Below are 25,447 nucleotides of genomic sequence, written 5' to 3'. Positions count from 1 at the left end.
GTAATTTTATTCAGCTAAAACGGCAGCGAGCCACGCTTTACGCGCTTCGAGAGCTACATTGAGTTCCTTGAGCTTCTTATCGTTTCCGGCTGCGGTAGCTTTCTCAATATCTGACTCAAGTTCAGCAATGAGTGCTTCTAGCTGAGCAGCCATACCGTTGCTACGTTCCTTCTTATCCGGATCAGACTTACGCCACTGTTCAGATTCAGCATCGCGGATTGCACGCTCGATGTCGCGTAAGCGGCCTTCGGTACGGGCAATATCTGCTCGAGGTACTCGACCGATAGCATCCCAACGTTCGCCAATTGATCGAATTTGATCTTTAGCATAATCGATATCTTGGACTGGGACGAGCTTCTCAGCTTCCTCAAGTAACGCAAGTTTTGCCGTGAGATTAGCACCGAACTCTTCGTCTAGAGCTGAGTTGTGAGCCGAGCGGGCATCGAAGAAAGCTTGCTGTGCTAACCGGAAACGTTCCCAGAGTCGGTCATCTTCCTTTTTAATTGAGCGTCCGGCAGCTTTCCACTCATCCATGAGATCACGGAACCGACCAGCAGTCGCACCCCAATCGGTTGAAGTTGCAAGAGTTTCAGCTTCGGCAATGAGCTCTTCTTTACGAGCAACAATAATTTTCAAAGCAGCGTCGCGCTCAGAGAAGTATTGACGACGATGGCGATCAAACTGCGTACGTGCAGATGAAAAACGCTTCCACAAGCTTTCTTCGGTTGGTCGGTCGATTCGGGCGCCGGTACGTTGCGAAGTCTTCCAAGCCTCAAGCAAATCAGTGAGCTCTTGACGCGAGTTCTTCCAGTGTGTCCGTGCAGGATCTTGGTTAGCGAGTGCTTCTGCCTTTTCAACAATGGCAGTGCGTTCTGCTAACGCTTGCTCTTTCGCGACAGCTCGTTCAGCGGCAACTTCTTGCTTGCGTTGTTCGGCAAGTTCATCAAGCTTAGCAGCTCGAGCGATTAACGAAGCCACATCGCCTACTACCGCAGGCTCAATGAGCTGCTCATGCAGCGTCTTGAGCGACTGGTGAGCTTCTTCGGGGGAGATGTGAGAAATGCGCGTCTCAAGGAGGGTTACTTGGGCTTGGAGATCAAGGAAACGCCGGACATAAAGTTCCAACGCATCTTTTTCTGAGCCACCTGCGGCATACTGGCCAACAATTCGCTCACTGCCATCGGCCTCTTTAAGCCAGACGTTTCTTTCGTTATCAATCCGGCCGAAGGTAGCGGCATGGATCGCTTGCGCTTCATCTACTGGTGGAACAGGCGCGGTCGCTGGTTTCGGGTGAGCGACTGCGCGTGGGGTTGGGGTGGGATTCTTATCAGTCATGAGAGTCTCCTTCAGACGGGGTAGACCGTTCTCGTTGTCATACGTAACTTTAGTTTACGCCTAATCGACGTCTTTTTGCTTGTGTTCCGGTACGGTTAAGATATGTTATTTTTGCGATACGACCAAACCTTCTTACAAGAGAACACTTACATTTTAGCTGACAACGACGCACGGGTGGCGATCGTTGCCGATCCAGGTGCAGGTAGTCATGTCTGGGTCAATGATATGTTGACTGAACATGGCCTGACACTTGGCGCTGTCCTCCTTACTCATGGGCATCCAGACCACGTCTGGGATAGTGCAAAAATTGCTGGTGACAAGCCGGTGTACATCGCGCAACCTGATTCATATCGGATGGAAGAACCAGATGCGCACCTGCCTGCTGATGCCGGGCGTAGTCTTGCCTTGGAACGTATGGGAGGCCATTGGACGAAGCCGAAGAATATGCAGTTGTTGCCGGCAGAGATTTTCTCCCAGTCCGTTGAGCTAGTGCCTGGAATTCTATTTCGAGCCGTTCCGGCTCCGGGGCATACAGAAGGCTCTACGGTATTTTTGTGCGAAGGCCAAGTAACTAATGTGCCGTATTCGGTCATAATGCCAACAGGCCGTAATGAATCTTTCATGCTTGCTGGAGATGTGATTTTTAATGGCGGGATCGGTCGGACCGATATGCCGGGCGGGGATGAATATCAAATGGCGTCCACTCTGCGTTTCTTGGTACAGGTTATCCGCCCGGAGACATATATTTTCCCAGGTCATGGCCCACATACGATGATGTTCCATGAAACTCGGCATTCGCCGTTCTTGCACGCCGCGATGAGCTGAGAACATTTATCACAAACTCACTGTTAAATTCCATTTTCGTTATCATTTCGTGGGAGAATAATAGGTATGGCTAAAATTGCACCGTTATCTGGATTTCCGGAATGGCTCCCGGCTGGTCGGCTGGTCGAGCAAGAAGTATTAGACACCCTGCGTCGCACCTTCGAACTGCATGCATTTTCATCTATCGAAACTCGCGCAGTGGAGCCAGTAGAGCGTCTACTTTCTAAAGGGGAAACCTCGAAAGAGATTTATTTGTTACGTCGTCTCCAAGCCGGTGAAGGAAACGATAAGGATGAACTCGGCTTACACTTCGATTTAACTGTGCCACTTGCCCGGTACGTGCTAGAAAATGCCGGGCATCTGGACTTCCCATTCCGGCGTTACCAGATCCAAAAAGTGTGGCGTGGTGAACGTCCACAAGACGGTCGATTTAGAGAATTTATCCAGGCGGATGTCGACGTCGTCGGTCAAGATACGTTGGCCTTCCACCACGAAATCGAATTGCCACTAGTCATGGTTGATGCGTTATCGAAGCTCCCTATTCCGCGGGTGCGTATCCACGCTTCGAATCGCAAAGTTGCGCAAGGATTCTATGAAGCGATCGGTATTGAAGACGTTGAGCAAACGCTACGAATCGTTGACAAGCTAGACAAAGTTGGACCGGAGATCGTAGCTGAGCTTTTGGCTCGGGACGTCAATGCCACTCCGGATCAGGCACGCTTGACTCTAGAACTAGCACAAATTCAAAGTGCCGACGCATCATTCGCAGATAAAATTGCGTCATTCGGACTGTCATCTGATTTGCTCGATGAAGGTCTGAACGAACTCGTCGCTCTAGTCGAAGGCGCTAATGCCTTGATCCCAGGTTCGGTTGTTGCAGATCTGAAGATCGCACGCGGCTTAGATTACTACACTGGTTCAGTCTACGAATCAGTGATGGAAGGACATGAAGATCTAGGTTCGGTTTGTTCTGGTGGGCGTTACGATTCGCTCGTTTCGGACGGCAAACGCACATTCCCGGGCGTCGGTCTTTCTATCGGGGTTTCGCGTATTTTGGCTCGGATTATTGGCAAAAACGTTGTTACTCCAAGCCGCAAGGTTCCTACTGCTGTGCTAGTTGCAGTTAATGATGAAACAGAGCGGCCACATGCAGAGAAAACGGCATTCGAATTGCGGGCTCGGGGGATTGCCACCGAAGTTTCGCCGTCGTCTGCAAAATTCGGGAGGCAGATTCGGTACGCAGATCGTCGCGGTATTCCATTCGTATGGTTCTCAACTGAAGACGGTGAACAAGTAAAGGACATCCGTTCTGGGGAACAAACTTCTGCAGATACCTCAACGTGGGAGCCACCAGCACAGGATCTTCGGCCGATTCTTAGAGCAGAGGAAAACTGACGATGGTAGATTCCACCGATCATTTCGAGGTCTCAGGTAGTCTGAAAGCCGTGAGGGATGTATTGGAGACGGTAAAATTCCCGTTACCAACCACCCATGCTGAAGCGGGAAACGATCTATTAATAGATGCAATCCACCAGCTTGACGACTATCTGATTCCGCGGTACCGCAATATGGATGCACCCATATTGGCAGTGATCGGTGGTTCTACTGGTTCTGGTAAATCGACACTCATTAATTCCCTGGTTCGCGAACATGTTGCACCAGCGTCGGCTGTGCGTCCAACCACTCGCCAACCAATGCTGATGTTTAACCCCGCAGACGAACTCTGGTTTGACGATGACCGGATTCTGCCAGAGTTACAACGAGTGCATGGCACCACCGTTCACAAGCAGGCCCAAAAACATATTTCGCTCCATGCTACGGAAACATTAGCTTCGGGGCTAGCCTTAATTGATTCGCCGGACATTGATTCTGTCGCGAAGGAAAATCGGGAGCTAGCGGCGCAACTCTTAGCCGCTGCCGATCTGTGGGTTTTTGTTACCACGGCAGCGCGTTATGCAGATGCTATTCCGTGGGCACTTCTGGACGAAGCAGCAGAGCGGAATATCGTTGTTGCGATTGTCCTTAACCGGGTGCCACGTGGCCAAGGTGCCGAAGTTCGGCCGGATTTGGTTCGTCGGCTGAACTCCCGTGGGCTGGGGAGCGCACCGCTTTTTGTCATATCGGAACAAGAGTTTGATGAGCTCGGTTTTATTCGCGACGACGACGTTGCCTCGTTGCGTGATTGGCTCACTGCCCTTACTCGCGATTCGGCAGCGCGTTCCGCAGTAGTTCGTCAAACGCTATCGGGCGCGGTAGCTAACCTTACGCAATCGTTGTCAACTATCCATGATTCTTACCAAGAACAAATCGAAGCGCAAGAATCTTTGCAGTGGGATATTGACCATGCGTGCGAGGAGGCACTGGGCGGAATTGACCGGGCACTGCGGAACGGATTGTTATTACGCGGTGAAGTTCTTGCACGCTGGCAGGATATTGTCGGTACTGGGACATGGACGCGTGTCCTAGAAGACGGCGTCAGTAGATTCCGGGATCGAGTAACAAACTGGTTCACGGGCCGTACCAATGATAAAGAAGCTGTCGCGGCTATAGAAGAAGGTGTACAAACACTTCTCATTTCACAAAGTGAAGCCGCGATTTTGCAGATATCGACAGCTTGGCAACGTGCTGGATTGATAGATACACCGCAGATCAGCTATACAAGCGAACAACGTCATGAAGAAGCAGCAACGATTGTGCGGCAGTGGCAAGAAGAATTGTATGATCTTATTTCTGCCGAAAGTAGCAGTAAAAAGACAACCGCTCGCTTCTTGGCGTTAGGGGTCAATGCCGTAGGCGTTGCACTCATGATCACAGTTTTCTCCGCAACTGCAGGACTAGCTGGGGGAGAAGTCGCGATTGCTGGAGGTACTGCTGTGGTGGCGCAGCGAGTACTGGAAGCAGTTTTTGGTGACGACGCTGTTCGTCGGATGACAAAGCAAGCAACTGCCTCCTTACACGAACTTGCTGCGTCGTTTATTGAGGCAAATATAGAAGAATATCGGCGAGCCTTGCATGAGCTATCTCTGGATCCGACAATTGAGCATTCCCTTGCTCAAGTAACTACTGAACTTCGCCATGTCCATAACAAAGAGAGGACATCATGAGTCTGTCAGTTGAATCTGGCGTAGAACTTCTAGCGGATATCGTTGATACGGCAGATCCGTACCTATCGCCAGATACCAGCGCATTGGCCCACGAGAACCTTGTGCGTATCAATGAGAGGCATAATCTTTCTTCCGAGGTGACAGTTATCGCTTTCGCCGGACCTACTGGCGCCGGTAAATCTTCGATTGTCAATGCATTGATTAACGAAAAATTGTTGCCAGTAGCAGCGACTCGCCCAACAACCTCCCACGCAACAGCTATCTCGGCTATGTCTGAGCATTCTGATAATGGACTCATCCAGTGGGTGGGGGCGACAAATCGTTATGACCGGCCACAGTTGCATGATGTTTTCAGGGCAAGTGCTCCGTTCGTCCTTGTTGACTTACCCGATATTGATTCCACATCTGCCGGAAATCGGACCCTTGCTACTTCGATTATTAAGCGTGCAGATGTTGTGGTGTGGGTTGTTGATCCGCAAAAGTATGCTGACAGTGTTGTTCACGATGATTATTTGGCACAACGAAGTGAACACTCCGGCACGATGCTCGTTGTACTGAACCAGGCGGACAAACTGGTGGCTAGCGAAAAGAGCGAGATCCTAAGCTCGCTAAAACAGATTTTAGATGCGCATAATGTGGTACCTGACGTTACGGTCGCTTCCGCACAAACTGGTACTGGCATAGCGGAGCTACGTGACAAGCTGTCACAGCTAGTAATGTCTAAGAAGACTTTTATTGATAAGTTAGCCGCTGATTTGCGTGTGACTGGACAGCGCATTACACAAGATTTTGAATCTCAAGGGGGACAACTCGACGATGTCCCGCAACCTGACACAACTCCATTCGTTGATGCGGCGCTTCGGGCAGCAGGTGCACCGGTAGTTGCTCGCTTAGCTGGCGAATCCTATACTTTCCGTGCTAAAAAGGCTACTCGTTGGCCGGTTACCCGGTGGATTTCAATGCTGAACATGGATCCGCTTCAGCGATTCCGGCTTGGCTCTGGAAAAGATGAGCAAAATCTTGCCCCAGTTACTGGCATCTCAAGATCGGACGTTGCTTTGCAACAAGCTGACAACGAATATCACCGATACCTCGCTGCGGCTACTGAGCATATGCCACGACGGTGGGCCAATGACATCATGACCAACTCGATTAATCCGGTAACTGATATTGTCCGGCGTGCCGACTACGTCAGTTCCCATACCGAACTAGAAAACAATCGTCGCCCTGCATGGTGGAGAATCGTCAATTTCATCCAATGGTTACTGATGACTGGCGTCTTGACTGGTGTGGTATGGCTTATTGCTCGGGCTATTGCCGTGAATATGGGAATCTGGCTCGACCGGCCCCCGATGATCGGGATTTTTCCATTACCGTTGGTTATGGTAGTGAGTGGTACTGCTTTAGGCTGGGTGCTTTCCCTGATATCCCAAGTATTCATTCGCCGTGGCCAAACTAAAACCGAACGCCGTATCCAATCTCGTCTATCCGCTGCTTTCCAGCAAGATCTTACCGAAGGACTATTGGAGCCGTTAGCGCACGATATTGAGCAATATCGTAAAGTCGTACACGAATGCAAAGAACTCATGACTATAAAGTCATGAAGGCATAGGAGAGGGGCCAAGCTGGTTGAACTGCTCCCTGAAAGTTGGACTTGTTGATTGGGTTCCTTCTTTCAGGGGGGTAGTTTTATGTTGGCTTCGAGTAGGGCTAGTGCGTACCAGCGTGAGCAGTTGGTTTCGTTGTTTGAGGCTGGGTTTGGTGCCTATGCTGCTAGCAAGCATGTGGGTGTTGGGGTGAGAACTGCAGAGAATCTATGGGAGAGGTGGCGTGTTCATGGCAGACTTGTCCTCATCAAAACTGTTAGAGAAATGGGTTCGGATCTATCGGGGCAAAGGAGTAGACGGGTTACGTCCTCGCCTAAAGGGTCGACCAAGAAAAGATCCACATCAACCCCGGCCAGTTAGTGAGCTCGATCAGCTCAAACGCCGTTTAGAGTACTTAGAAGCGGAAAATGCTTACCTAAAAGCATTAAGGGAGTTGATGAACAACGAGCACTAACCCGGACCCGGGTCGTGGCAGATCTCAAGTCCCGCTATCGCTTTAGTGACTTACTACGTATTGCCGGGATTGCTCGCTCAACATTCTATTACCATCAAGCACATGGCCGATATGGTCACCGGCGTATCCGGTTAGCGTTAATGAAAGATGGTTGGCGGTTAACCGTGACTTTGGTGTCACGGAAGTCGATCCGTCAATGGGTCTCGGATGTCACTCAAGCTCCGAGTATGTGGCAAGAAAGTCTATTTCTCACCCATTATCGACTTGTTCGATGGGGCCATTATCGCTGCCACGCATGCTTTTCATCCCACAACAGCTTTCACAGCTACTTCTTTAGTCCAAGACTATCGCCAAGGAAAAACCTCAGCCAGGATTGATTGTTCATACTGATCAAGGATTTCATTACCAGCATGTATCGTGGCGTAACCAGCTTGACCAACTCGACCAATACATTACCTGGTATAACAACAACCGTATCCAAGAACGACTCAAGGGCCTGACCCCGATTGAATACCGAAATCAAGCCCTTGCAGCCTAACGAGTAGGATACGATTAAAACTGTCCAACATCTGGGGAGCAGTTCAGGTAGCTTGGCCCCTCTCCTTACAGTTTTTACTTCTTAGTAAGCATCATGGAATGACCGACGGTCACTCTTCCAGCCACCCTTACGATGTTGCTTCTTGAATGAACCACGGCGATCCGGTTGGGACTGACGGCGTGATGAACGTTCTTCACCAAACTTCCGATCAGCGCGGTATTTCCGCAAGCCAGCTTCGTCGCTGTCATCGAAAGACCGATGTCCACCACGAGGACCAGAATCTACAGTGATATCCAAAGTACGGCCAGAAACACGTGCCTTAGCAATACGACCCATAGTTGCACTATCAAGTTTATCGCTGACGTGGACTAGAGAGAACGAAGGGAAGATATCGATCTTGCCAAGTTGCGAGCCTCGCAGACCACCTTCGTTTGTCATCGCGCCAACAATGGCACCTGGAGCCACTCCGTCACGGCGTCCCACTTCGACTCGATAGGTAGTACCAGGTTCATCGAAGCCACCGTGATCTCGACGATCACTACGTCGGCCACGATCGTCACGACGACTTCGATCATCGCGTCGTCCCCGACGGTCTCGACTATCGTCGTCGCCGGAGAAACCGACGGTTAGCTTATCGGGTTCGTCGCTGGATTGTGGACCTGGATCGCGAACACCAAGTGCCAGTAGCGAAGCTACTAAATCAGCTAGGGTAAGCAATTCCATGCCGTCACTTTGAGCGTCTTCTTGAGCTGCAATAAACTCAGCAATAATTTCATCGTAAACATGCAAACGTCCAACAGCATGGCGTTCAACCGCTGATGCCAACAACTTACGTGCACGTAAACCAGAAACTTCAGCAGGGGTCGGTAGCTCGACTTCCTTCATCCGGGTGTGAGTGACTTTTTCGATGCGACGCAGACGTTGCTTTTCCTTTGGTGTAACGAACGACAACGCAGTTCCTTCGCGGCCAGCACGGCCAGTACGTCCAATACGGTGTACATAGGTTTCGACTTCGCGCGGAATATCAAAATTAACCACAAGGCCAATACGTTCGACGTCGAGACCACGCGCAGCAACGTCAGTTGCAACGAGAACGTCAATAGAGCCATGTCGTAACCGGTCTACCAATTTTTCACGGTCTTTTTGTGCTACATCACCTGATAGCGCGGCTGCTTGTACGCCACGCGTGGTTAGTTCAATCGCAAGGTCTTCAGCTGTTGCGCGTGTGCGCACAAAGACCAACGCTGCATCGGCTTCAGTTGTTGCTAAAACGCGTGCTAAGGCGCCGACTTTATGGCGTGACGGGACAACTGCGTAGGTTTGGGTAATCGTGTCAACTGTTGAGCTCGGAGATGATACCTGAACCTCAGCCGGGTTGTTCAAATGCTTTTCTGCAACAAAGCGGATTTGCTTTGGCATAGTTGCAGAGAATAATGCGGAAATACGTTCTGCGGGTAAGTCAGAGGCAATTTTTTCAACGTCTTCGGCGAAACCCATGCGTAACATTTCATCCGCTTCGTCCAAAACGAAATAACGAATTGTTGACAGGTCAAGCGCGCCGCGGTCAATCATGTCCATAACGCGTCCAGGGGTGCCGACAACAACTTGAGCGCCATCACGTAGAGCTCCTAGTTGCGGGCCGTAAGCTGAACCGCCGTAGACGGCGACGACGTCGAGACCGCCGGTTTGCGCAGCGAACGTCTCAATCGCATCTGCGCCTTGGAGTGCTAGTTCGCGAGTCGGAGCTAGTACGAGTGCTTGAACGTGGCGGTTATTTGCATCAACATGCGCAAGCATTGGAAGTGCAAAAGCAGCTGTTTTACCAGTGCCGGTTTGTGCGACACCAAGAACGTCACGGCCTTCGAGAAGAAGCGGAATGGCTTGCTCTTGAATAGCAGTAGGAGTGGTATACCCAAGATCGGTTACAGCCGAGAGTAAGTCTTCAGGTAGATTGAGATCAGCAAAAGTAGTGGCATTAGCCATGTAGAAATTCCAAACGTAGATCGGTTAAGCCCGCGGAAAATCCCCATGCAAACACTAGCGGGCCAGGCGCAAGACTTGCGCACCATCTACTCTAACGGTTCCGAGCTTGCCGTGGGCTAATGTTCGCGGTGATATCCCTTACCGTGTGTTATCCCACGTTGTCAGCGGGCTGGATGCGATTGGTAAGAGCAACAGCGCCAAAAAGTATGATGATGATCAGTAAGATCGGGATACCGTAGCTGAAGGTACCTAAGCCAGCGGACAGAGCATAAGCAATACCAGCTAATCCGATCAAGAATGCGGCTCCTAGGGTGTCAGCAATTTGCAGTGCAGCGGAGACTTCTCCATGGCGTTGGAGCGGAGTCAGTGCAAGAGCATGAACGGTAAGTGCTGGGTAGAGGTAACCAAGCCCGAAACCGGCGATGAACCATCCGATAAGCACGACAATTCCCGTGACTGAAGGTAAAACAGCAGGGAAGACAATTAGCGTACCGATGAGCTGCATAGCAACACCGATGTATGGAATACGATTACGTCGTCGTTCATCCGTGATTCGGCCTTGTAACTGTGAGGCGAGAGCCCACGAGACTGCTGACATCGTTAGAACAAAACCAGCGCGAGTTGCAGACCAGCCGTGAATCTCTTTCAAAATCAGTGGAAGATAGATCTCCACTGCCATTAAACAGCCGTTTGCAGTGCCACGTAGAAGAACTGCCGATGGTACTCCACGTTGAGCACGGAATGTTCCCTCTGGCAGAAGCAATGGAGCAAAAACTGTCACTAGGACGATTCCGATTGTTAAAAGAGCCAATGTTTTGAGATCTGGTTGTCCTTTGTTGGAAGAAGCCACCAAGAGCGCTGCAATACCGACACTGGCTCCCGAAGCAAGGTAGAAAACATTTAGTGCACGGATAGGTTGGCGATTTTTGTGCGCCGGCAACTCTTTAAACTTGGTCCAAGCCAGTGGCATGATAAAGAAGAAAACAATTGGGGTAAAACCAAATACCCAACGCCATGAGAGATATTCAACTAACAAGCCAGCTAGGAAAGGTCCAACAAGAGCCGGAATGACCCACGCGGTAGCGAAGGCTGCGAAATAGCGAGGCTGTCGTTCTTTGGAAATAAAATTACCGACTAATACGTATAGCGGAACAACTAGAAGTCCGGAGCCAAAACCTTGTAGCGCTCTGCCTACGACAATCATCTCGATATTAGGAGCTAGCGCAGCTATGGTAAGCCCGACTAGTGCTAACGTGGCGCCGGTAAAGAATGACGGTTTAGGGCCGCGGGCATCAACCCAGGGGCCGGCAAGTGCTGTTGTCATCAGCTGGGCAGCGAACACGATACCAGCCGCCAGAGCATACAGATGTTTTCCTCCCAGAATCTCCACAATATATGGCATCGCGGTCGTAGCTGCCATTGTCTGGAAGGCTGCCAGTGAAATAAACACAATCGCAAGAATCAGGATCCAACGCTCGAGATTGCGAGAAACAGGCACTTCATTATTTTCCATCGGTACACTCGTCATAGCTTTCATCTTGGCACACCTTCATCGCAGATAGGTGGAGCACCGGCTAAGTTAAACGTGATTTATGCCAAGTCCTCACTAGTGAAATCGTGATATAAACCCCGTAAATTGTCCAACTAATAGAGCGGGAAGCAGGAGTAAAGTAGAAACCGTGCGCATCGCCCGTCTCGCGATGTGCTGTAGTCCGCTCGTCTCGCGGATGAAGATTAATGAGTAGAGAAATGAGGATTGCGTGTTACGCACTCGTATGGCAGGTTCCCTGCGAAAAGAAGATATCGGATCGACAGTTACGCTAACCGGATGGGTTGATCGTCGTCGTGATCACGGTGGCATCGCGTTCATCGATTTGCGCGATGCTTCGGGTATTGCACAGGTGACAATTCGTGCGGAGGTTGCGCATGAATTGCGCTCCGAATACGTTCTGAAAGTTACTGGTACCGTCATTGCTCGTCCGGAAGGTAACGCTAACGCTGCTATTCCGACTGGTGATGTTGAAGTTGAAGCAACTGAGGTAGAGGTACTTAACCCATCAGCTCCACTACCATTCCAAGTATCTGATGCAGCAGAAGACGCCGGCTCAGTTAATGAAGAAACTCGACTTAAGTATCGTTATTTGGATCTTCGTCGTTCCTATGAACAGCATGCAATCCGGTTGCGTGCTAAGGTATCGCAGGCAGCACGCCGAGTGCTTGATGGGTATGACTTCGTTGAAGTTGAAACCCCGACTCTGATCCGGTCTACGCCAGAAGGCGCTCGTGACTTTATTGTCCCAGCCCGTTTGGCTCCTGGATCATGGTATGCGCTACCGCAGTCACCTCAGCTTTTTAAGCAGCTCCTCATGGTTGCGGGTATGGAACGCTATTATCAGATTGCTCGATGCTACCGCGATGAAGATTTCCGTGCGGACCGTCAGCCAGAATTCACTCAGCTCGACGTTGAAATGAGCTTTGTTGAGCAAGAAGATGTTATGGCTGTGGCAGAAGATGTTTTGCGTGAGATTTGGGGCCTGATTGGCTACAAGCTGGACACTCCGATCCCACACATGACCTACAAAGACGCCATGGAGAACTATGGTTCGGATAAGCCAGATTTACGGTTCGGCCAAAAGCTGATTGATCTAACGGACTACTTTAAGGACACGCCATTCCGTGTTTTCCAGAACGAGTATGTTGGTGCTGTTGTAATGCCTGGTGGGGCTTCTCAGCCACGACGTACTTTTGACAAGTGGCAAGAGTGGGCGAAAGCTCGCGGTGCTAAAGGTCTTGCGTACGTCACGATTGCCGACGACGGTACTGTAGGCGGTCCGGTTGCTAAGAATATTTCCGATGCAGAACGTGCGGGATTGCTGGAAGCTACCGGCGCTGGTAATGGCGATTGTATTTTCTTTGCCGCGGGAGAACCGGGCGCATCACGTGAGTTGCTAGGTGCAGCACGTTTGGAAATTGGTAAACGTTGTGGTCTTATTAATGATGACGATTGGGCTTTTGTCTGGGTTGTCGACGCGCCTTTGTTCAAGAGCACAAAGGCGGCTGAAGCAGAAGGCGATGTCGCCGTCGCCGACGGCGCATGGACTGCTGTCCATCACGCCTTTACCTCGCCAAAGCCAGAGTGGCTGGATAAGTTTGACGAGGATCCAGGTAACGCTCTTGCGTACGCCTATGACATTGTCTGCAACGGCAACGAAATTGGTGGCGGTTCAATCCGTATCCATCGTCGGGATGTCCAAGAGCGTGTGTTTAAGGTGATGGGCTTGAACGCAGAGCAAGCACAAGAGAAATTCGGATTCTTGCTTGATGCATTCAAGTTCGGTGCGCCACCGCATGGTGGAATTGCTTTTGGGTGGGACCGTATCGTTGCTTTGCTAACTAAAGCACCTTCCATTCGTGACGTCATAGCCTTCCCGAAGATTGGCAACGGTTGGGACCCGATGACTGATGCTCCAGCTCCAATTACGATGCAACAACGTAAAGAGGCCGGTGTGGACGCTAAGCCAAAGAAGAAGGAAGAGACAAAGAAATCTACTCCGATGGCGAAAGCTGAAACAAAGTAGTAGCATTTTCAATTACTAGTGTGTGGTGTATCGGAAATGATGCACCACACACTAGAGTCAGGTTGATGTCGAGGTAAATGATGACGAAAAAACGGTTGGCTCTCTTCGGAACTTTAGGCCTAAGTGGCGTTATTTTGATAGCCATAGTTACCTATGTAAGCTATTTTGCAATATCAGGCAGGGCGCTACCTCAAACACACATCGGCGATCTTAACGTCGGCGGTATGAGCAAATCGGAAATCGAGTCCAAGCTAACATCTAATGTACGCACTATTTCTGCAAAAATTGGCGGGCAGGGTGTTAACGATGTAACTGCGAATTTAGCTACCCTGGGCGCGTCGTTGGACGTTTCAAAAACTACCTCTGCTGCATTAACTAAGCATCGTTCTGTCGGGGATTATTTGACATCGGTATTTACGAAGCCGTCTGTAGACCCTGTACTAGCGTTCGTAGATGATGAGAAAATTGAAAAGTTTGCTCGCTCGTTAACTGAAGGCCAAGAATCAATTACTCCTCCAACGGATCCGCATGTTGAGCTTAAAGCTGATACCTTCGTCGTCGTTCCTGGAACAGAAGGTCAGGGAGTTCCAATAGAAGAAGTTAAGCGCGTTGCTAATGTGCTTGCGCATGCTCAAAAAACCATCCCAGTCGAAGTGAACATAGCGGATCTATCCCCAAAGGATCCGAGTGATGAGCTCAAACAAATTGCAAAAACAGCTAATGATATAGTCTCAACTGAAGTAACATTAGCGGTTGGAAATGAGACTTTAGCAGCAGATGCCCTCACCAAAGCGTCATGGATAAAAGTTATTGATGGTGAGCCAGAGATTGATCGAGACGCCGTGACAAAATGGGTCACGGAGTCTTCTAAAACACTTGAATCCGATGCCATAGTGGGCATGCGTTATAAGAATGCCGCTGGCGAAATTATTAAGGTAAAAACAGAACCTCAAGGTAAAAAAACTGTCTCGAATATCGACTCAATTGTTCAGCAAATTACAACCAATTTTATTGCCGGTCAACCTACAGCTTCAGCCACAGAGGTGACTGAAGGTGAGAAAACTTGGGAAGAAAAAGTGGTCGCTGCGGGAGCTGAGAATCTTCCATATCTTGCTGCTGAGGGGGAGAAATGGATTGATGTCAATCTCTCAAACTTCACTGCGATCGGATACGAAGGAGCTACTCAAGTTCGTGGGCCAGCGCTTTTTGTACCTGGATCAACCAAGACTCCCACAGTTACTGGTGAATTCAAGGTTTGGCATAAGACCGCTCAACAAAATATGTCCGGTCGGAATCTTGATGGAAGTACATACAATGTACCTAACGTTCCATGGGTTATGTATTTTCATGGCGACTATGCGATTCATGGGGCGCCCTGGTTTAGTAGTTTTGGTTATCATGCTGGAGACCATGGTTCCCACGGATGTCTGAATATGTCAGTTGATGATGCGCACACACTCTTCGATTGGGCTCCCATAGGGACGGTCGTCCTCTCGCATTACTAATACTCATGTGCGACGATGATGTTTCGAGGTAGTGGCGTCAACACTCCTGTGTGGCAATTGTGTGTTCGCCACGAGTGGGGCGATGAAAAGCAATTTTATACATATGAAGATGAAAGATGCGCTGTCCTATACGGGTCGAATCGTGGAAAACTGAGTTTAGCCATTTATGGCGAGATTGATCAATCGATCGAACAGCTAGAAATAGTTCGTAGCTCATTTCCTCAGCCGGAGTGGACGTTGATGTCGACGAGCCTTTATGTTGCTTTAACTGACGACATGAAGGACTATTTTGGGCCGTCTTTTGGCTGGGGCTGGGATTTTTATTATGCAGAATCAGAGCTTTTGCCGGTGCCGGGTGTCCAACGAGTAGAGCATCTTCCTCACGGCTCGTTAGAACTAGCAGCGATGTCTTCTCAGATTAGAGCTGTGTTATACGAGTCGAATCCGTTGAGCGAAGCGCACAGTTTCTTTGAATCGTTATCATGGTTCATTCTGCGAGAAAATGACACCATTGTGGCTGTTGTTGGCTATGACACTTTTGCGGAGCACGCCTATCTACACGGTCTAGGGACGAAACCTGCGTATCGTGGTAAAGGCTATGCTGCTGCGATAATGGTGGGAGCAATTAATCAGCTTTTATCCAGTTTAGAAACAGTGCAATTTACCATGTGGGCGTGGAATAACCCCGCACGTAAGCTATATGAACGCATTGGAATGACTCACGGCGCCTCATTGATTCATGGACGCCGTGAACCTTTTGTAGAATTAGGTTAGTGCTTTATTCCAAACCGCTTGTGTAGTTTTCTTAGCGGGCGCGGTGCCCACCAGTTCCATTTACCGAGGATTGTCATCGTTGCTGGAACTAATAGTAAACGCACGATCGTTGCGTCAACTATCACGATAATTGCCAGAACCACTCCGATTTGTTTTACCGCAATTAGGTCTCCGAAAACGAATCCGATAAAGACTGCAACGATAATTGCTGCTGCGGAGGTAATTATTCGGCCTGAACGCTGCAATCCATGTTCAACAGCTAAGTCGTTGGATTCGCCGTCGTCCCAAAATTCTTTGATTCTCGCCAGTAGAAAGACCTCATAATCCATAGCTAAACCAAAACCAAATGCGATCGCGGATGCTACTACAAAAGTTTCAAGTCCGTTGGTTTGGGGGAGGCCCAAGTATCCATTATTAAATAGGAAGGCTCCGCCTCCTAGCCCCGCGAGAAGCGATAGGCCATTGATAATTAGTGCTGTGAATGGTGCTACAACAGAACCAGTCATAAAGAAGAGCAAGAGGATTACTGCCAAAGCGACGATGCCCAATGCCAACGGGGCATCAACTCTATTAGATGCGTTGAAGTCCATTTGGAGCGCGGCCGCACCACCAACGTAGTGCGGGTAACTGGTATCGAGGTCACGTATTTGTTGTACTACCTTGGTAACTGCTGGTCCTACAGGATCGGCTGAATCGACATTGAAATTGATAAGTACTCCGTCGTCGATAACTTGAGGGGAATGTACCTGGGTAACTCCGGGAATTGTTTCGATCTGTTTCACGAATGGTAGTGCTGATTTTTCGTCTGTTTCTGCAAGAATGGTGCCAGACGGGGTAGCAAAGTCGGGGAAGTCGCGTTCAATAACTGCTGAGACCTCTTTTTCACGTGAGTCACTTGGAAGATACTCGATGAAGTTCGACCGCAATGAAACAGTGAAAATTGGTGCGGCTACCACTGCCAGAATCACCAGTGTTGTGACCATTACTGGCCACGGATAACGATGAACCCATCGGGCAAGCGCCGAAAAAGCGCCACGATCGGACGCTGAATCTCCAACGAGTTTAAAAAGTGACCGCATGACCGGTAACTGTGAAAGTTTTGCCGGTAGAGCAAGTTTTTTACCCGACACCACAATCAGTGCAGGGACGAGCGTTACTGCGGTTGTAACTGCGAGTATCGTAACTATTACTCCGCCGATAGCGATCATACGCAGCATAGGAGCATTCATAACCATAAGCCCGCTTATGGCAAATGCGATGGTAAGTGCAGAAAAAGCTACAGTACGTCCTGCCGAGGCAATTGTTGTTTGAACTGCTTCAATAACGTGCTCTTGCAACAATGGATCTTCTGAACTGGTAACTCTTTTGGCGATCTCTTCTCGGTAGCGGGACACTATTAGCAGACCATAATCAATAGAGAGCGCGAGTCCAATAAGAGAAACAATGTTGAGAATAAAATTGTCAACATTCGTTATAAAGGTTAGACCCCAGACCATGCCCAAACCAATGGCTATGGACACTAGTGCAGAACCAAGCGGAAGACCAGCAGCAATAATACCGCCAAAAACTATGATAAGTAGGATAAGCGCGATTGGCAGACCAACTATTTCCCCAGTGACGAGATCTTCTGCAGTTTGTTCCAAGATGACATCTTTGGCTAAAGTCATCGAAAGCGCTCCGGCTTTTGCATCAGGGTGATGTGTACGAAGCCCGGTTTGCAAATCAGTTACTGATTTATCGACGTCGGCTACAGTTTCTGGATAGTGTCCGGGAGCTAGCTGAACAACCGCAACGAAGTTCTGTCCATTTTTGAAGGAATCGGATGGATTTTGCAATGCTGCCATCCGTTGTTTGGCTTCGGTAGTAACTTTCTCAGAGATTTTTGTCCGTACTTGATCTGTAGCTTGGGAAATAATAGCTTCTCGAGCTTGGCGTTCAGCCTGTTCACCACCGAACGCACGCGCCTGAGATAGCACATCGCGTGACGATTCAAGTGCTACCGCTACGGCTGTATCGATCAATGTTTGGTTATTTGCAATGCTTTCTTCCACTGCAGACTTGAGCTGTTTGTCGAGCTCAGCAACAAATTGATTATTAACGTTGATAGGGTCATTAACACTGGTGACATGGGGGAGATCTAGAACGCCAGCGCGAAAATCTGCTAGTTCGGACTCTGCTTCCTCAGCTGAAACGTTCTCTACGAGGACAACGATATTCTCGCCTTGTCCTGCTGCGCCAGCAACTTCGAGTACTTTGTCTGATTCAGAACCTGGGATCATGGATTCTGATGAATTCATTCGGGCTAACAGGTTACCTTGTCCGAATCCTGACAACGCTCCAAATGCCCCAACTAATGCGAGAATGACCCACAGTGCGATAACTGTTTTTGGCCTATAAGAAACTTTTTGACCCAACCACGTAAACATACTTTTATTGTGGCACAAATTACGTTTAGCTGGTGGTTTCTTCCAAGCTTTATGCTAATGACGAATTGTTTATTTAGGTTCGGTAAGGTTAGAGACGTGGATCTTTTTGAATCGTCATCAGTAGCGGACCAACAAAGCGTGCATTCCCCGCTTGCAGTGCGTATGCGTCCAAGAAGCATAGCGGAAGTCGTGGGGCAGGAGCACTTACTCGGCGAAGGGCAACCCCTCCGTCGCTTGATTGAGCCTGGCACAACAGGTATGCCGAGTTCGGTTATCCTGTGGGGGCCACCAGGAATTGGAAAAACCACACTGGCCTATCTGGTTGCTCAGTCAAGTAATCGGCATTTTGTAGAAATTTCGGCAGTGTCTGCTGGGGTTTCCCAGGTACGGGCCAATATTGAACAGGCCCGGAATTTGCTGGCAGTGCATGGTGAAGAGACGGTGCTTTTCATCGACGAAGTCCATCGGTTTTCCAAGTCCCAGCAAGATGCATTGCTTCCGGCTGTTGAAAACGGTTGGGTTATTCTAGTTGCTGCGACCACAGAAAATCCTAGTTTTTCGGTCATTGCGCCGCTGTTGTCTCGCTCGCTCCTACTTACTTTACGCCCATTAAGCTCAGACAATATTGCGACTCTATTGGATCGTGCTGTTCGCGATGAGCGCGGCTATGGCGGGCACATTGTCCTCGAAGCAGATGCACGTGATCATATCGTACGGTTGGCGGGCGCAGATGGTCGCCGTGCATTGACCATATTGGAAGCTGCTGGTTCTGCTGGTAATCGGCATATTGCTTTGTCTGATGTGGAACACGCGATTGACGTACACGCAGTGAGATACGACAAAAATGGCGATCAGCACTACGATGTTATCTCCGCATTTATAAAATCCATCCGTGGTTCAGACGTTGATGCTGCAATCCATTATTTGGCGCGAATGCTTGAAGCTGGGGAGGACCCTAGGTTCGTTGCACGTAGAATAATGATTAGCGCGGCTGAGGATATAGGCATGGCAGACCCATCAGCATTACAAACAGCAACTGCAGCAGCGCAGGCGGTAGCTTTGGTCGGCATGCCGGAAGCACGCATTATTCTTGCAGAAGCAGTTGTTCATTTAGCAACTGCTCCTAAATCTAATCGGGCCTATCTCGCAATTAACCAAGCAATCGCTGATGTTCGTGCCGGAAATATTGGACAGGTGCCAGCGCATTTACGCGATCAGAGTGTGACTGCATCTAGAGTGGCTGCAAAGAGCGTCAGCCAAAATACTAATTACATTTATCCCCACGATGATCCAGCTGGTGTGGTCAAGCAAGTTTATCTACCAGATGAGCTGGAAGAAAAACAGTATTACGTTCCCTCAGGACGCGGTTTCGAGGCTCAAATCACCTCTCGGCTAGCGCGTATTAACAAGATTTTGAGGAGTTGAACGTGCTATCCTTGTCAGGTTGCGTTTATCGCAACGCCTGGGGTCTTAGCCGTTGCGGTGGCCCCGCTCAGATTAGTCTGAGTGCTAATTTATCGACAGGAGAAAATAATGGCAACTAATCGTGCCCGTAAACTCGTGCGCAAGTCGCGCGCACTAGGTCTCGCTCTTACCCCAAAGGCAGAGCGTTACATGCAGCGTCGTCCCTACCGTCCAGGTGAGCATGGACGTGGCCGAGTTAAGGAATCTGACTACTCAGTTCGTTTGAAGGAAAAGCAGCGCCTGCGTGCACAGTACGGTATTCGTGAGGCACAGCTTCGCAAGGTTTGGGACGAAGCTCGTCGTATTGAGGGTATGTCTGGTGAGAACCTAGTTGAGCTACTCGAAATGCGTCTTGATGCGCTTGTTCTACGTGCTGGTTTTGCACGTACCATTGCACAGGCTCGTCAGGTTGTAGTTCACCGTCACATTCTCGTTGACGGCAAGTTGGTTGATCGCCCGTCGTTCCGGGTAAAGCCAGGACAGGTCGTTCAGGTTAAGCCACGTTCGCAGGCATCTGCTCAATTCCTTGCTGCAGCTCAGGGTCAGCATGCTTCAGTGCTCCCAGCTGTTCCAGAGTACATGAAGGTTGAACTTGAAAAGCTTCGCTTTGAATTGATCCGCCGTCCAAAGCGTGCGGAAGTTCCGATCACCTGTGATGTTCAGATGGTCGTCGAATTCTACTCGCGCTGATCGTAAGCATTTTAAAACGCGCCATGGTTCATGCCGTGGCGCGTTTTTATTCCGTGTATACCACCACATCTTAAGATCTGTAACACTAGCCGGATGACCGGTAAACTACTAGCTAGTATCGCCGTAAACCGCGGCATCGTAATTATAAGGAATTGTCATTATGCGCACTGCTGAGATTCGTCAACGTTGGTTGGATTACTTTGCTAAGCATGGCCACCATATCGCTGAGTCAGTTTCACTCATATCTCCAGATCCTTCTATTCTGTTTACTATTGCTGGAATGGTGCCGTTTACTCCTTATATTATCGGTACCGAAAAGTCTCCATATCCTCGTATAGCTTCGGTACAAAAATGTATTCGTACAAACGACATAGATAACGTCGGTCGAACTACTCGTCACGGTACGTTCTTTCAGATGTGTGGCAATTTCTCTTTTGGAGACTACTTCAAAGAGGGTGCGTTGGATCTTGCATTCGGCTTGCTGACGTCGTCGGTTGAAGAAGGCGGGTACGGACTCGACAAAGACCGTCTGTGGGTAACGATTTGGGAAGAAGACGAAGTCTCGTTCGAACATATGACGAAAGTGATCGGCCTCGATCCACGTCATATTGTCAAACTGACTCGAGAGGAAATTTTCTGGTCAACTGGACAGCCCGGGCCTGCTGGTTCGTGTGCGGAGATCCATTATGATCGTGGTCCGGAGTTCGGACCTGAAGCCGTCGGCGGAAATGTTGATCCCGGTGGTGATCGTTATCTCGAAATCTGGAACCTTGTATTCGACCAGTACTTACGAGGTGAGGGCGAAGGAAAGAACTTCCCAATTCTTGGTGAACTAGATCAAACTGCTATTGATACTGGTGCCGGTCTAGAACGTATTGCTTACCTATTGCAAGGTAAAAGCAATATGTATGAAACAGATGAAGTTTACCCGGTAATTCAAGCAGTTGAGAGAATTACCGGTAAGACCTATGGGCAGAATGAAGACGATGATATTCTCATGCGTGTGGTCGCTGATCACGTTCGTTCTTCGATGATGCTCATCGCCGATGGCGTGCGTCCTGGTAATGATGGTAGGGGATACGTCCTCCGACGCTTGATTCGACGTGCGGTTCGCTCAGTGCGTTTACTCGGATACAGCGATGTCGCCTACCCTCAGCTACTTCCGGTAACCAAGGATGCGATGAAAGATTCGTATCCGGTGCTGGAAGAAAATTTTGCGCAGATCTCGCAGATTGCATATGGAGAAGAACAGGCGTTCCGTCGTACATTGACTGCAGGCACCCAGATTTTTGAGCAGGCTGCTGCGAAAGCTAAAGAGGATGGAGCTCAGCTTCCTGGAGATGCTGCATTTACTTTGCACGATACTTATGGATTCCCAATTGATTTGACCTTGGAAATGGCTTCAGAAAAAGGGATATCAGTTGATGAAAAGGGATTCCGGCGTCTTATGCAAGAGCAGAAAGACCGGGCTCGTGCGGATGCACAAGCGAAGAAAACCGGTCATGTGGATGCCACTGTCTACCACGAGATCCAAGCCAATGGTGGGGATACTCGTTTCCTCGGTTACACCGATTATTTAGCAGATGGCAAAGTTGTTGGATTGCTGCAAGACGGTGTATCCGTTGGTGCAGTCGAGGCTCCAGCTCAGGTTGATATCATTTTGGATCAGACCCCATTTTGGGCTGAACAAGGTGGTCAATTGGCAGACCATGGCCGTATTACTGTTGCCGGCGGGGGAATTGTTGATGTTACAGATGTTCAGATGCCTATTAAGGGACTCTTCGTTCACCGTGGCACGCTAACCGAAGGCTCCATTGCTCTAGATGATGCAGTATATTCGGCCATTGATGTAGTGCGCAGAGAACAGATTGCGCGTGCACATACCGCGACCCACATGGTGCATAAGGCGTTGCATGAATATCTAGGAGAAGAGGCTACACAGGCTGGTTCAGAGAACTCGCCTTCACGGTTGCGTTTCGATTTCCGCCATGGACAACAGGTTCCAGCTAGTATTCTTAGCAATATTGAATCGCGCGTCAACGAGCGATTGCAAGAAAACCTTGCAGTAACCGACGAAATCATGAGTATTGATGCCGCACGTGCTTCAGGTGCGATGGCGCTTTTTGGCGAAAAATATGGTTCTGAGGTACGCGTTGTATCGATCGGCGGAGATTGGTCTCGTGAATTGTGTGCAGGTACCCATGTTCCAGCTTCCGGTGCTCTCGGTTTAGTAAGTGTGGTAGGAGAATCCTCGATCGGTTCTGGTGTACGGCGAATCGAAGCGTTGGTGGGGCAAGGTGCGTATGCGGCTGAAGCCCGAGAACGTGCACTTGTTTCCCAGCTTTCAACGTTGACTCACGTTCGTCCGGAAGAGTTGCCTGAGCATATTGATGCACTTCTTGGACGTCTAAAAGCTGCGGATAAGGAACTTGCAGAATTACGGAAAGAAAAGATGCTTTCGCAACTGGCATCTGTTTTAGATAAACGCAAGGAGATTGCCGGAGTTACGGTTATCACGCATAATCTGGGAGACGTTGCTTCTGCGGATGATGTTCGTGTAGCAGTGATGAATCTTCGTGATCGGTTAGGACGAACACCGTCAGTGGTGGCACTAACCGGTGTTGCCAAGGGAAGGCCAACAATTGTTATCGCGACAAGTGATGAAGCACGTTCCTTAGGCATTAAAGCAGGTGCTCTTGTTTCTACAGCTGCAAAGATTCTTGGTGGCGGTGGTGGCGGCAAGCCCGATATAGCTCAAGGCGGTGGTACCGATGCTAGCAAGATTGACGCAGCGTTTGATGGTATCGCATCTGCAATACAGCAACGCTAAGGTGACGAAAGTTTCATCATGCGAGTAGGGGCGCGTATTGCAGTCGACGTTGGTGAAGTGCGGGTAGGTGTCGCACGTAGCGACACCGCCGGCATCCTAGCTACCCCGGTTGCAACCTACCGGCGCTATAAGGACGATTTCACATCAGTTATCGCACTAGTTCAAGAATTCGACGCACTCGAGGTTATCGTAGGCTTACCCTTGAATATGGATGGTTCAGAAGGGAAATCAGCGCGAAACGCGCGGCGCTGGGCAAAGCAACTGTCCCGCAAGATCGCACCAGTTCAGGTGTGCTTAGTTGATGAACGATTGAGCACAGTCACTGCTCATAACCTCCTTCACGAGGCGGGGCGGAAAGAGATTACTCATCGAAGTGTTGTGGATCAGGTAGCAGCAGTTATTATTTTAGAGAGTGCACTAGCGCAGGAACGCGCGACTGGATTTCCTCCAGGGGAACGTATTGAGATGGAGAGATGAGTGTCTGAAGTTTTTACAACGTTAGATACCGACCGTAAGAAGCCGACAAATACTCGACGTGCATATCGGCGAAAGAAGCGGATCAGATCAGCAATTGTTCTTTTTTTTACGTGTGTCTTGGTGGTCGCTGCAACCGTTGTAGCTGTTCCCTATGTGAAGAGCATGATCAATAGTCAGTCTGTAACAGATTATGCTGGTCCCGGTAGTGGCGAGGTCGTTTTAGAAATACCAGAAGGCGCTTCTGGTTCTGTGATGGCAAAAATTCTGCTTGACGCAGATGTTGTAGCTTCGCAGCGGGCATTTGTTGACGCATTCAACTCAGATCCGCGTTCCGCATCAATCCAGCCTGGTGCATACAAGCTTAAGATGAAGATGTCTGGGCAAGGTGCAGTTTCTGCTTTGCTTGATCCAGCTAGCCGTGCTGAATTAAAAATCACCATTCCGGAGGGCTTTGCTAAGAAACAAGTTATTGAGCGGATCGCTAACACAATGGATACGCCTATAGAAGACGTGGAAAAGATCGTTGATGATCCTAAGGCTATTGGGCTACCTGATGAAGCTCAAGGGAATGCAGAAGGTTGGCTAGCTCCAGCTACCTACACTGTTCGAACCAATGCTACTGTGCAAGAAGTCGTTTCAGATATGGTCGCTAACCGTATTCATGGTTTAGAGAAAATTGATCTTCCACGAGACCAATGGCAACGTACAATCATTGTGGCATCGATTGTTGAACGTGAAGTTAATTGGCCAGACTATTACGGCCAAGTCGCGAGAGTCATCGAGAATCGTTTAGTTGATGACAGTCAAGTCAATGGTAAGCTCCAAATGGACTCGACTACGTTGTACGGAGTTGGCAGATTCGGTGGCATTCCTACCGAAGATGAGCTAAAAAATGACAATCCTTATAACACCTACGTGAATGCTGGTTTACCGCCTACACCCATTTCGAACCCGAGCTTGAAGGTTATCGAAGCAACTGCAAATCCGCCAGCGGGTGACTGGTTATTCTTTGTTACGACTAATTTAGACACGGGCGAAACTCTATTTGCCAACAACATTGACGATCATTCTAAGAACGTCGAAGTGTTGCGTAAATGGTATTCGGAGCATCCGCATAGCTAATGACACATGGATTTATTGGCCCGTCTTGGCTATACGATATTTTTAGTAGCCTTATTTCTGGTAGTCGGCATGTTGATTTTAGTGAGCTTAATGCATGCGCGATAGATCCGAGTATTCAGTCTATTTGGGCTCCTACAAGAGTGATAGGCAATGATAAAGTTGATCTTTTAGACGGTATGGCGAAGCTTACGGGTGCTTGTGAGCTGTTGGTCCGCCAGCCCACCGGTAGCAATTCAATGCTTATTGGCTTCTCCGTCGTTTCGCGGGCAGTGTCTTCAGCACTCCGTGGCTTAGCTATTGATGATACCGACCGTATTTTAATCCTCGGTGGTGGTCACAATGCAGGGGCAACAATAGCAAGCGCCGTTGAACTAAGCTATGACGAAATTGTTATCGTTAGCGACCCATGTGGTGGGCCTGGCTCTGCTGCTGCGGCTGCACACAATATGGGCGTCGACGTTCAATTTCGGCGTCCAGAACAGGTTCAAATTCGCGATACCGATACTATTGTCGACACAGATTGTGCCGTTGCTGAACGCATCCCTATGCTTCCGTCGTCCGCATCTGTTCTCCGGTTGTACCGACATTCTTTAACCGCACACAACAGCTTCCTATTTCCCCAGTTTTTAGTCGGGTATTTGCGAGAAGTGATTCTACTTTCTTCGGGAATCGACCTTCCTTTCCACATCATCCAAGAGACTGTGGATAACAAAATAGGGTGATTTCTCTTTCGTC

General features: G+C 49.4%; 18 protein-coding genes. 14 read left to right on the top strand and 4 right to left on the bottom strand.

Translation table 11 applies throughout. The features are described 5' to 3' along the window. Positions 1–6 precede the first annotated feature (6 nt). Positions 7–1,335, bottom strand: coding sequence for a DUF349 domain-containing protein (locus BLT51_RS07110; RefSeq protein WP_091281596.1), 1,329 nt, complete (start codon positions 1,333–1,335; stop codon positions 7–9). Between the two features lie 102 nt (positions 1,336–1,437). Here BLT51_RS07110 and BLT51_RS07105 point away from each other — a divergent pair, with 102 nt between their 5' ends. The 5 genes from BLT51_RS07105 to BLT51_RS09515 all read left to right on the top strand — a co-directional run bounded on the left by BLT51_RS07105 (position 1,438) and on the right by BLT51_RS09515 (position 7,863). Beyond that, the gene (locus BLT51_RS07105; RefSeq protein WP_091281593.1) at positions 1,438–2,160 is read left to right on the top strand and encodes an MBL fold metallo-hydrolase; all 723 of its coding nucleotides are present in this window, start codon (positions 1,438–1,440) and stop codon (positions 2,158–2,160) included. Positions 2,161–2,226: 66 nt separating this feature from the next. Next, positions 2,227–3,555, top strand: coding sequence for a histidine--tRNA ligase (hisS, locus tag BLT51_RS07100; protein ID WP_091281549.1), 1,329 nt, complete (start codon positions 2,227–2,229; stop codon positions 3,553–3,555). Between the two features lie 50 nt (positions 3,556–3,605). Next, positions 3,606–5,264, top strand: coding sequence for a GTPase domain-containing protein (locus tag BLT51_RS07095; protein ID WP_157672958.1), 1,659 nt, complete (start codon positions 3,606–3,608; stop codon positions 5,262–5,264). Next, positions 5,261–6,868, top strand: coding sequence for a GTPase (locus tag BLT51_RS07090; protein ID WP_091281544.1), 1,608 nt, complete (start codon positions 5,261–5,263; stop codon positions 6,866–6,868). The genes BLT51_RS07095 and BLT51_RS07090 overlap by 4 nt, the downstream gene beginning before the upstream one ends. Before the next feature lie 830 nt (positions 6,869–7,698). After that, complete coding sequence (locus tag BLT51_RS09515) at positions 7,699–7,863, top strand: IS3 family transposase (RefSeq protein WP_157672957.1); 165 nt, start codon at positions 7,699–7,701, stop codon at positions 7,861–7,863. Between the two features lie 81 nt (positions 7,864–7,944). Here BLT51_RS09515 and BLT51_RS07075 read toward each other — a convergent pair whose 3' ends face one another. Together BLT51_RS07075 and BLT51_RS07070 are read right to left on the bottom strand one after the other, a co-directional pair. Further along, positions 7,945–9,846 carry a DEAD/DEAH box helicase gene (locus BLT51_RS07075; protein ID WP_091281539.1) on the bottom strand — a complete coding sequence of 634 codons (1,902 nt, stop codon included), beginning with the start codon at positions 9,844–9,846 and terminating at the stop codon, positions 7,945–7,947. A 148-nt stretch (positions 9,847–9,994) separates the two neighbouring features. Continuing rightward, complete coding sequence (locus tag BLT51_RS07070; protein ID WP_091281536.1) at positions 9,995–11,383, bottom strand: MFS transporter; 1,389 nt, start codon at positions 11,381–11,383, stop codon at positions 9,995–9,997. Between the two features lie 223 nt (positions 11,384–11,606). Between BLT51_RS07070 and aspS the strand changes: the two genes are divergently transcribed. From aspS to BLT51_RS07055, 3 genes are all read left to right on the top strand, one after another. After that, on the top strand, positions 11,607–13,424 hold the full coding sequence (gene aspS, locus BLT51_RS07065; RefSeq protein ID WP_091281533.1) for an aspartate--tRNA ligase: 1,818 nt from the start codon (positions 11,607–11,609) through the stop codon (positions 13,422–13,424). A 224-nt stretch (positions 13,425–13,648) separates the two neighbouring features. Continuing rightward, positions 13,649–14,929 (top strand): L,D-transpeptidase family protein, encoded by a 1,281-nt coding sequence (locus BLT51_RS07060; protein WP_172801337.1) that lies wholly within the window; start codon positions 13,649–13,651, stop codon positions 14,927–14,929. Between the two features lie 15 nt (positions 14,930–14,944). Continuing rightward, complete coding sequence (locus tag BLT51_RS07055) at positions 14,945–15,703, top strand: GNAT family N-acetyltransferase (RefSeq protein WP_091281529.1); 759 nt, start codon at positions 14,945–14,947, stop codon at positions 15,701–15,703. Here the strand turns inward: BLT51_RS07055 and BLT51_RS07050 are convergent. Continuing rightward, positions 15,700–18,129 (bottom strand): MMPL family transporter, encoded by a 2,430-nt coding sequence (locus BLT51_RS07050; RefSeq protein WP_091281527.1) that lies wholly within the window; start codon positions 18,127–18,129, stop codon positions 15,700–15,702. The two genes, BLT51_RS07055 and BLT51_RS07050, sit on opposite strands and share 4 nt — an antisense overlap. Before the next feature lie 96 nt (positions 18,130–18,225). Between BLT51_RS07050 and BLT51_RS07045 the strand changes: the two genes are divergently transcribed. From BLT51_RS07045 to BLT51_RS07020, 6 genes are all read left to right on the top strand, one after another. Further along, positions 18,226–19,554, top strand: a complete 1,329-nt coding sequence (locus tag BLT51_RS07045) for a replication-associated recombination protein A (protein WP_231943931.1) — start codon at positions 18,226–18,228, stop codon at positions 19,552–19,554. A gap of 108 nt (positions 19,555–19,662) precedes the next feature. Then, the gene (gene rpsD / locus BLT51_RS07040) at positions 19,663–20,283 is read left to right on the top strand and encodes a 30S ribosomal protein S4 (RefSeq protein ID WP_091281526.1); all 621 of its coding nucleotides are present in this window, start codon (positions 19,663–19,665) and stop codon (positions 20,281–20,283) included. 160 nt (positions 20,284–20,443) lie between these two features. Continuing rightward, positions 20,444–23,113 carry an alanine--tRNA ligase gene (alaS, locus tag BLT51_RS07035; RefSeq protein WP_091281524.1) on the top strand — a complete coding sequence of 890 codons (2,670 nt, stop codon included), beginning with the start codon at positions 20,444–20,446 and terminating at the stop codon, positions 23,111–23,113. Between the two features lie 18 nt (positions 23,114–23,131). Then, positions 23,132–23,590, top strand: coding sequence for a Holliday junction resolvase RuvX (ruvX, locus tag BLT51_RS07030; RefSeq protein ID WP_091281522.1), 459 nt, complete (start codon positions 23,132–23,134; stop codon positions 23,588–23,590). Beyond that, complete coding sequence (mltG, locus tag BLT51_RS07025; protein ID WP_091281520.1) at positions 23,591–24,712, top strand: endolytic transglycosylase MltG; 1,122 nt, start codon at positions 23,591–23,593, stop codon at positions 24,710–24,712. It begins immediately after the preceding gene. Then, on the top strand, positions 24,712–25,434 hold the full coding sequence (locus BLT51_RS07020) for a hypothetical protein (RefSeq protein WP_091281518.1): 723 nt from the start codon (positions 24,712–24,714) through the stop codon (positions 25,432–25,434). The genes mltG and BLT51_RS07020 overlap by 1 nt, the downstream gene beginning before the upstream one ends. The last annotated feature ends 13 nt before the right edge of the window (positions 25,435–25,447 follow it).

The sequence above is a fragment of the Arcanobacterium phocae genome, from assembly GCF_900105865.1.
Lineage (GTDB): Bacteria > Actinomycetota > Actinomycetes > Actinomycetales > Actinomycetaceae > Arcanobacterium > Arcanobacterium phocae.
Note: the sequence above shows the minus strand (reverse complement) of the source record. Positions and strands in the feature narration are given on the sequence as shown.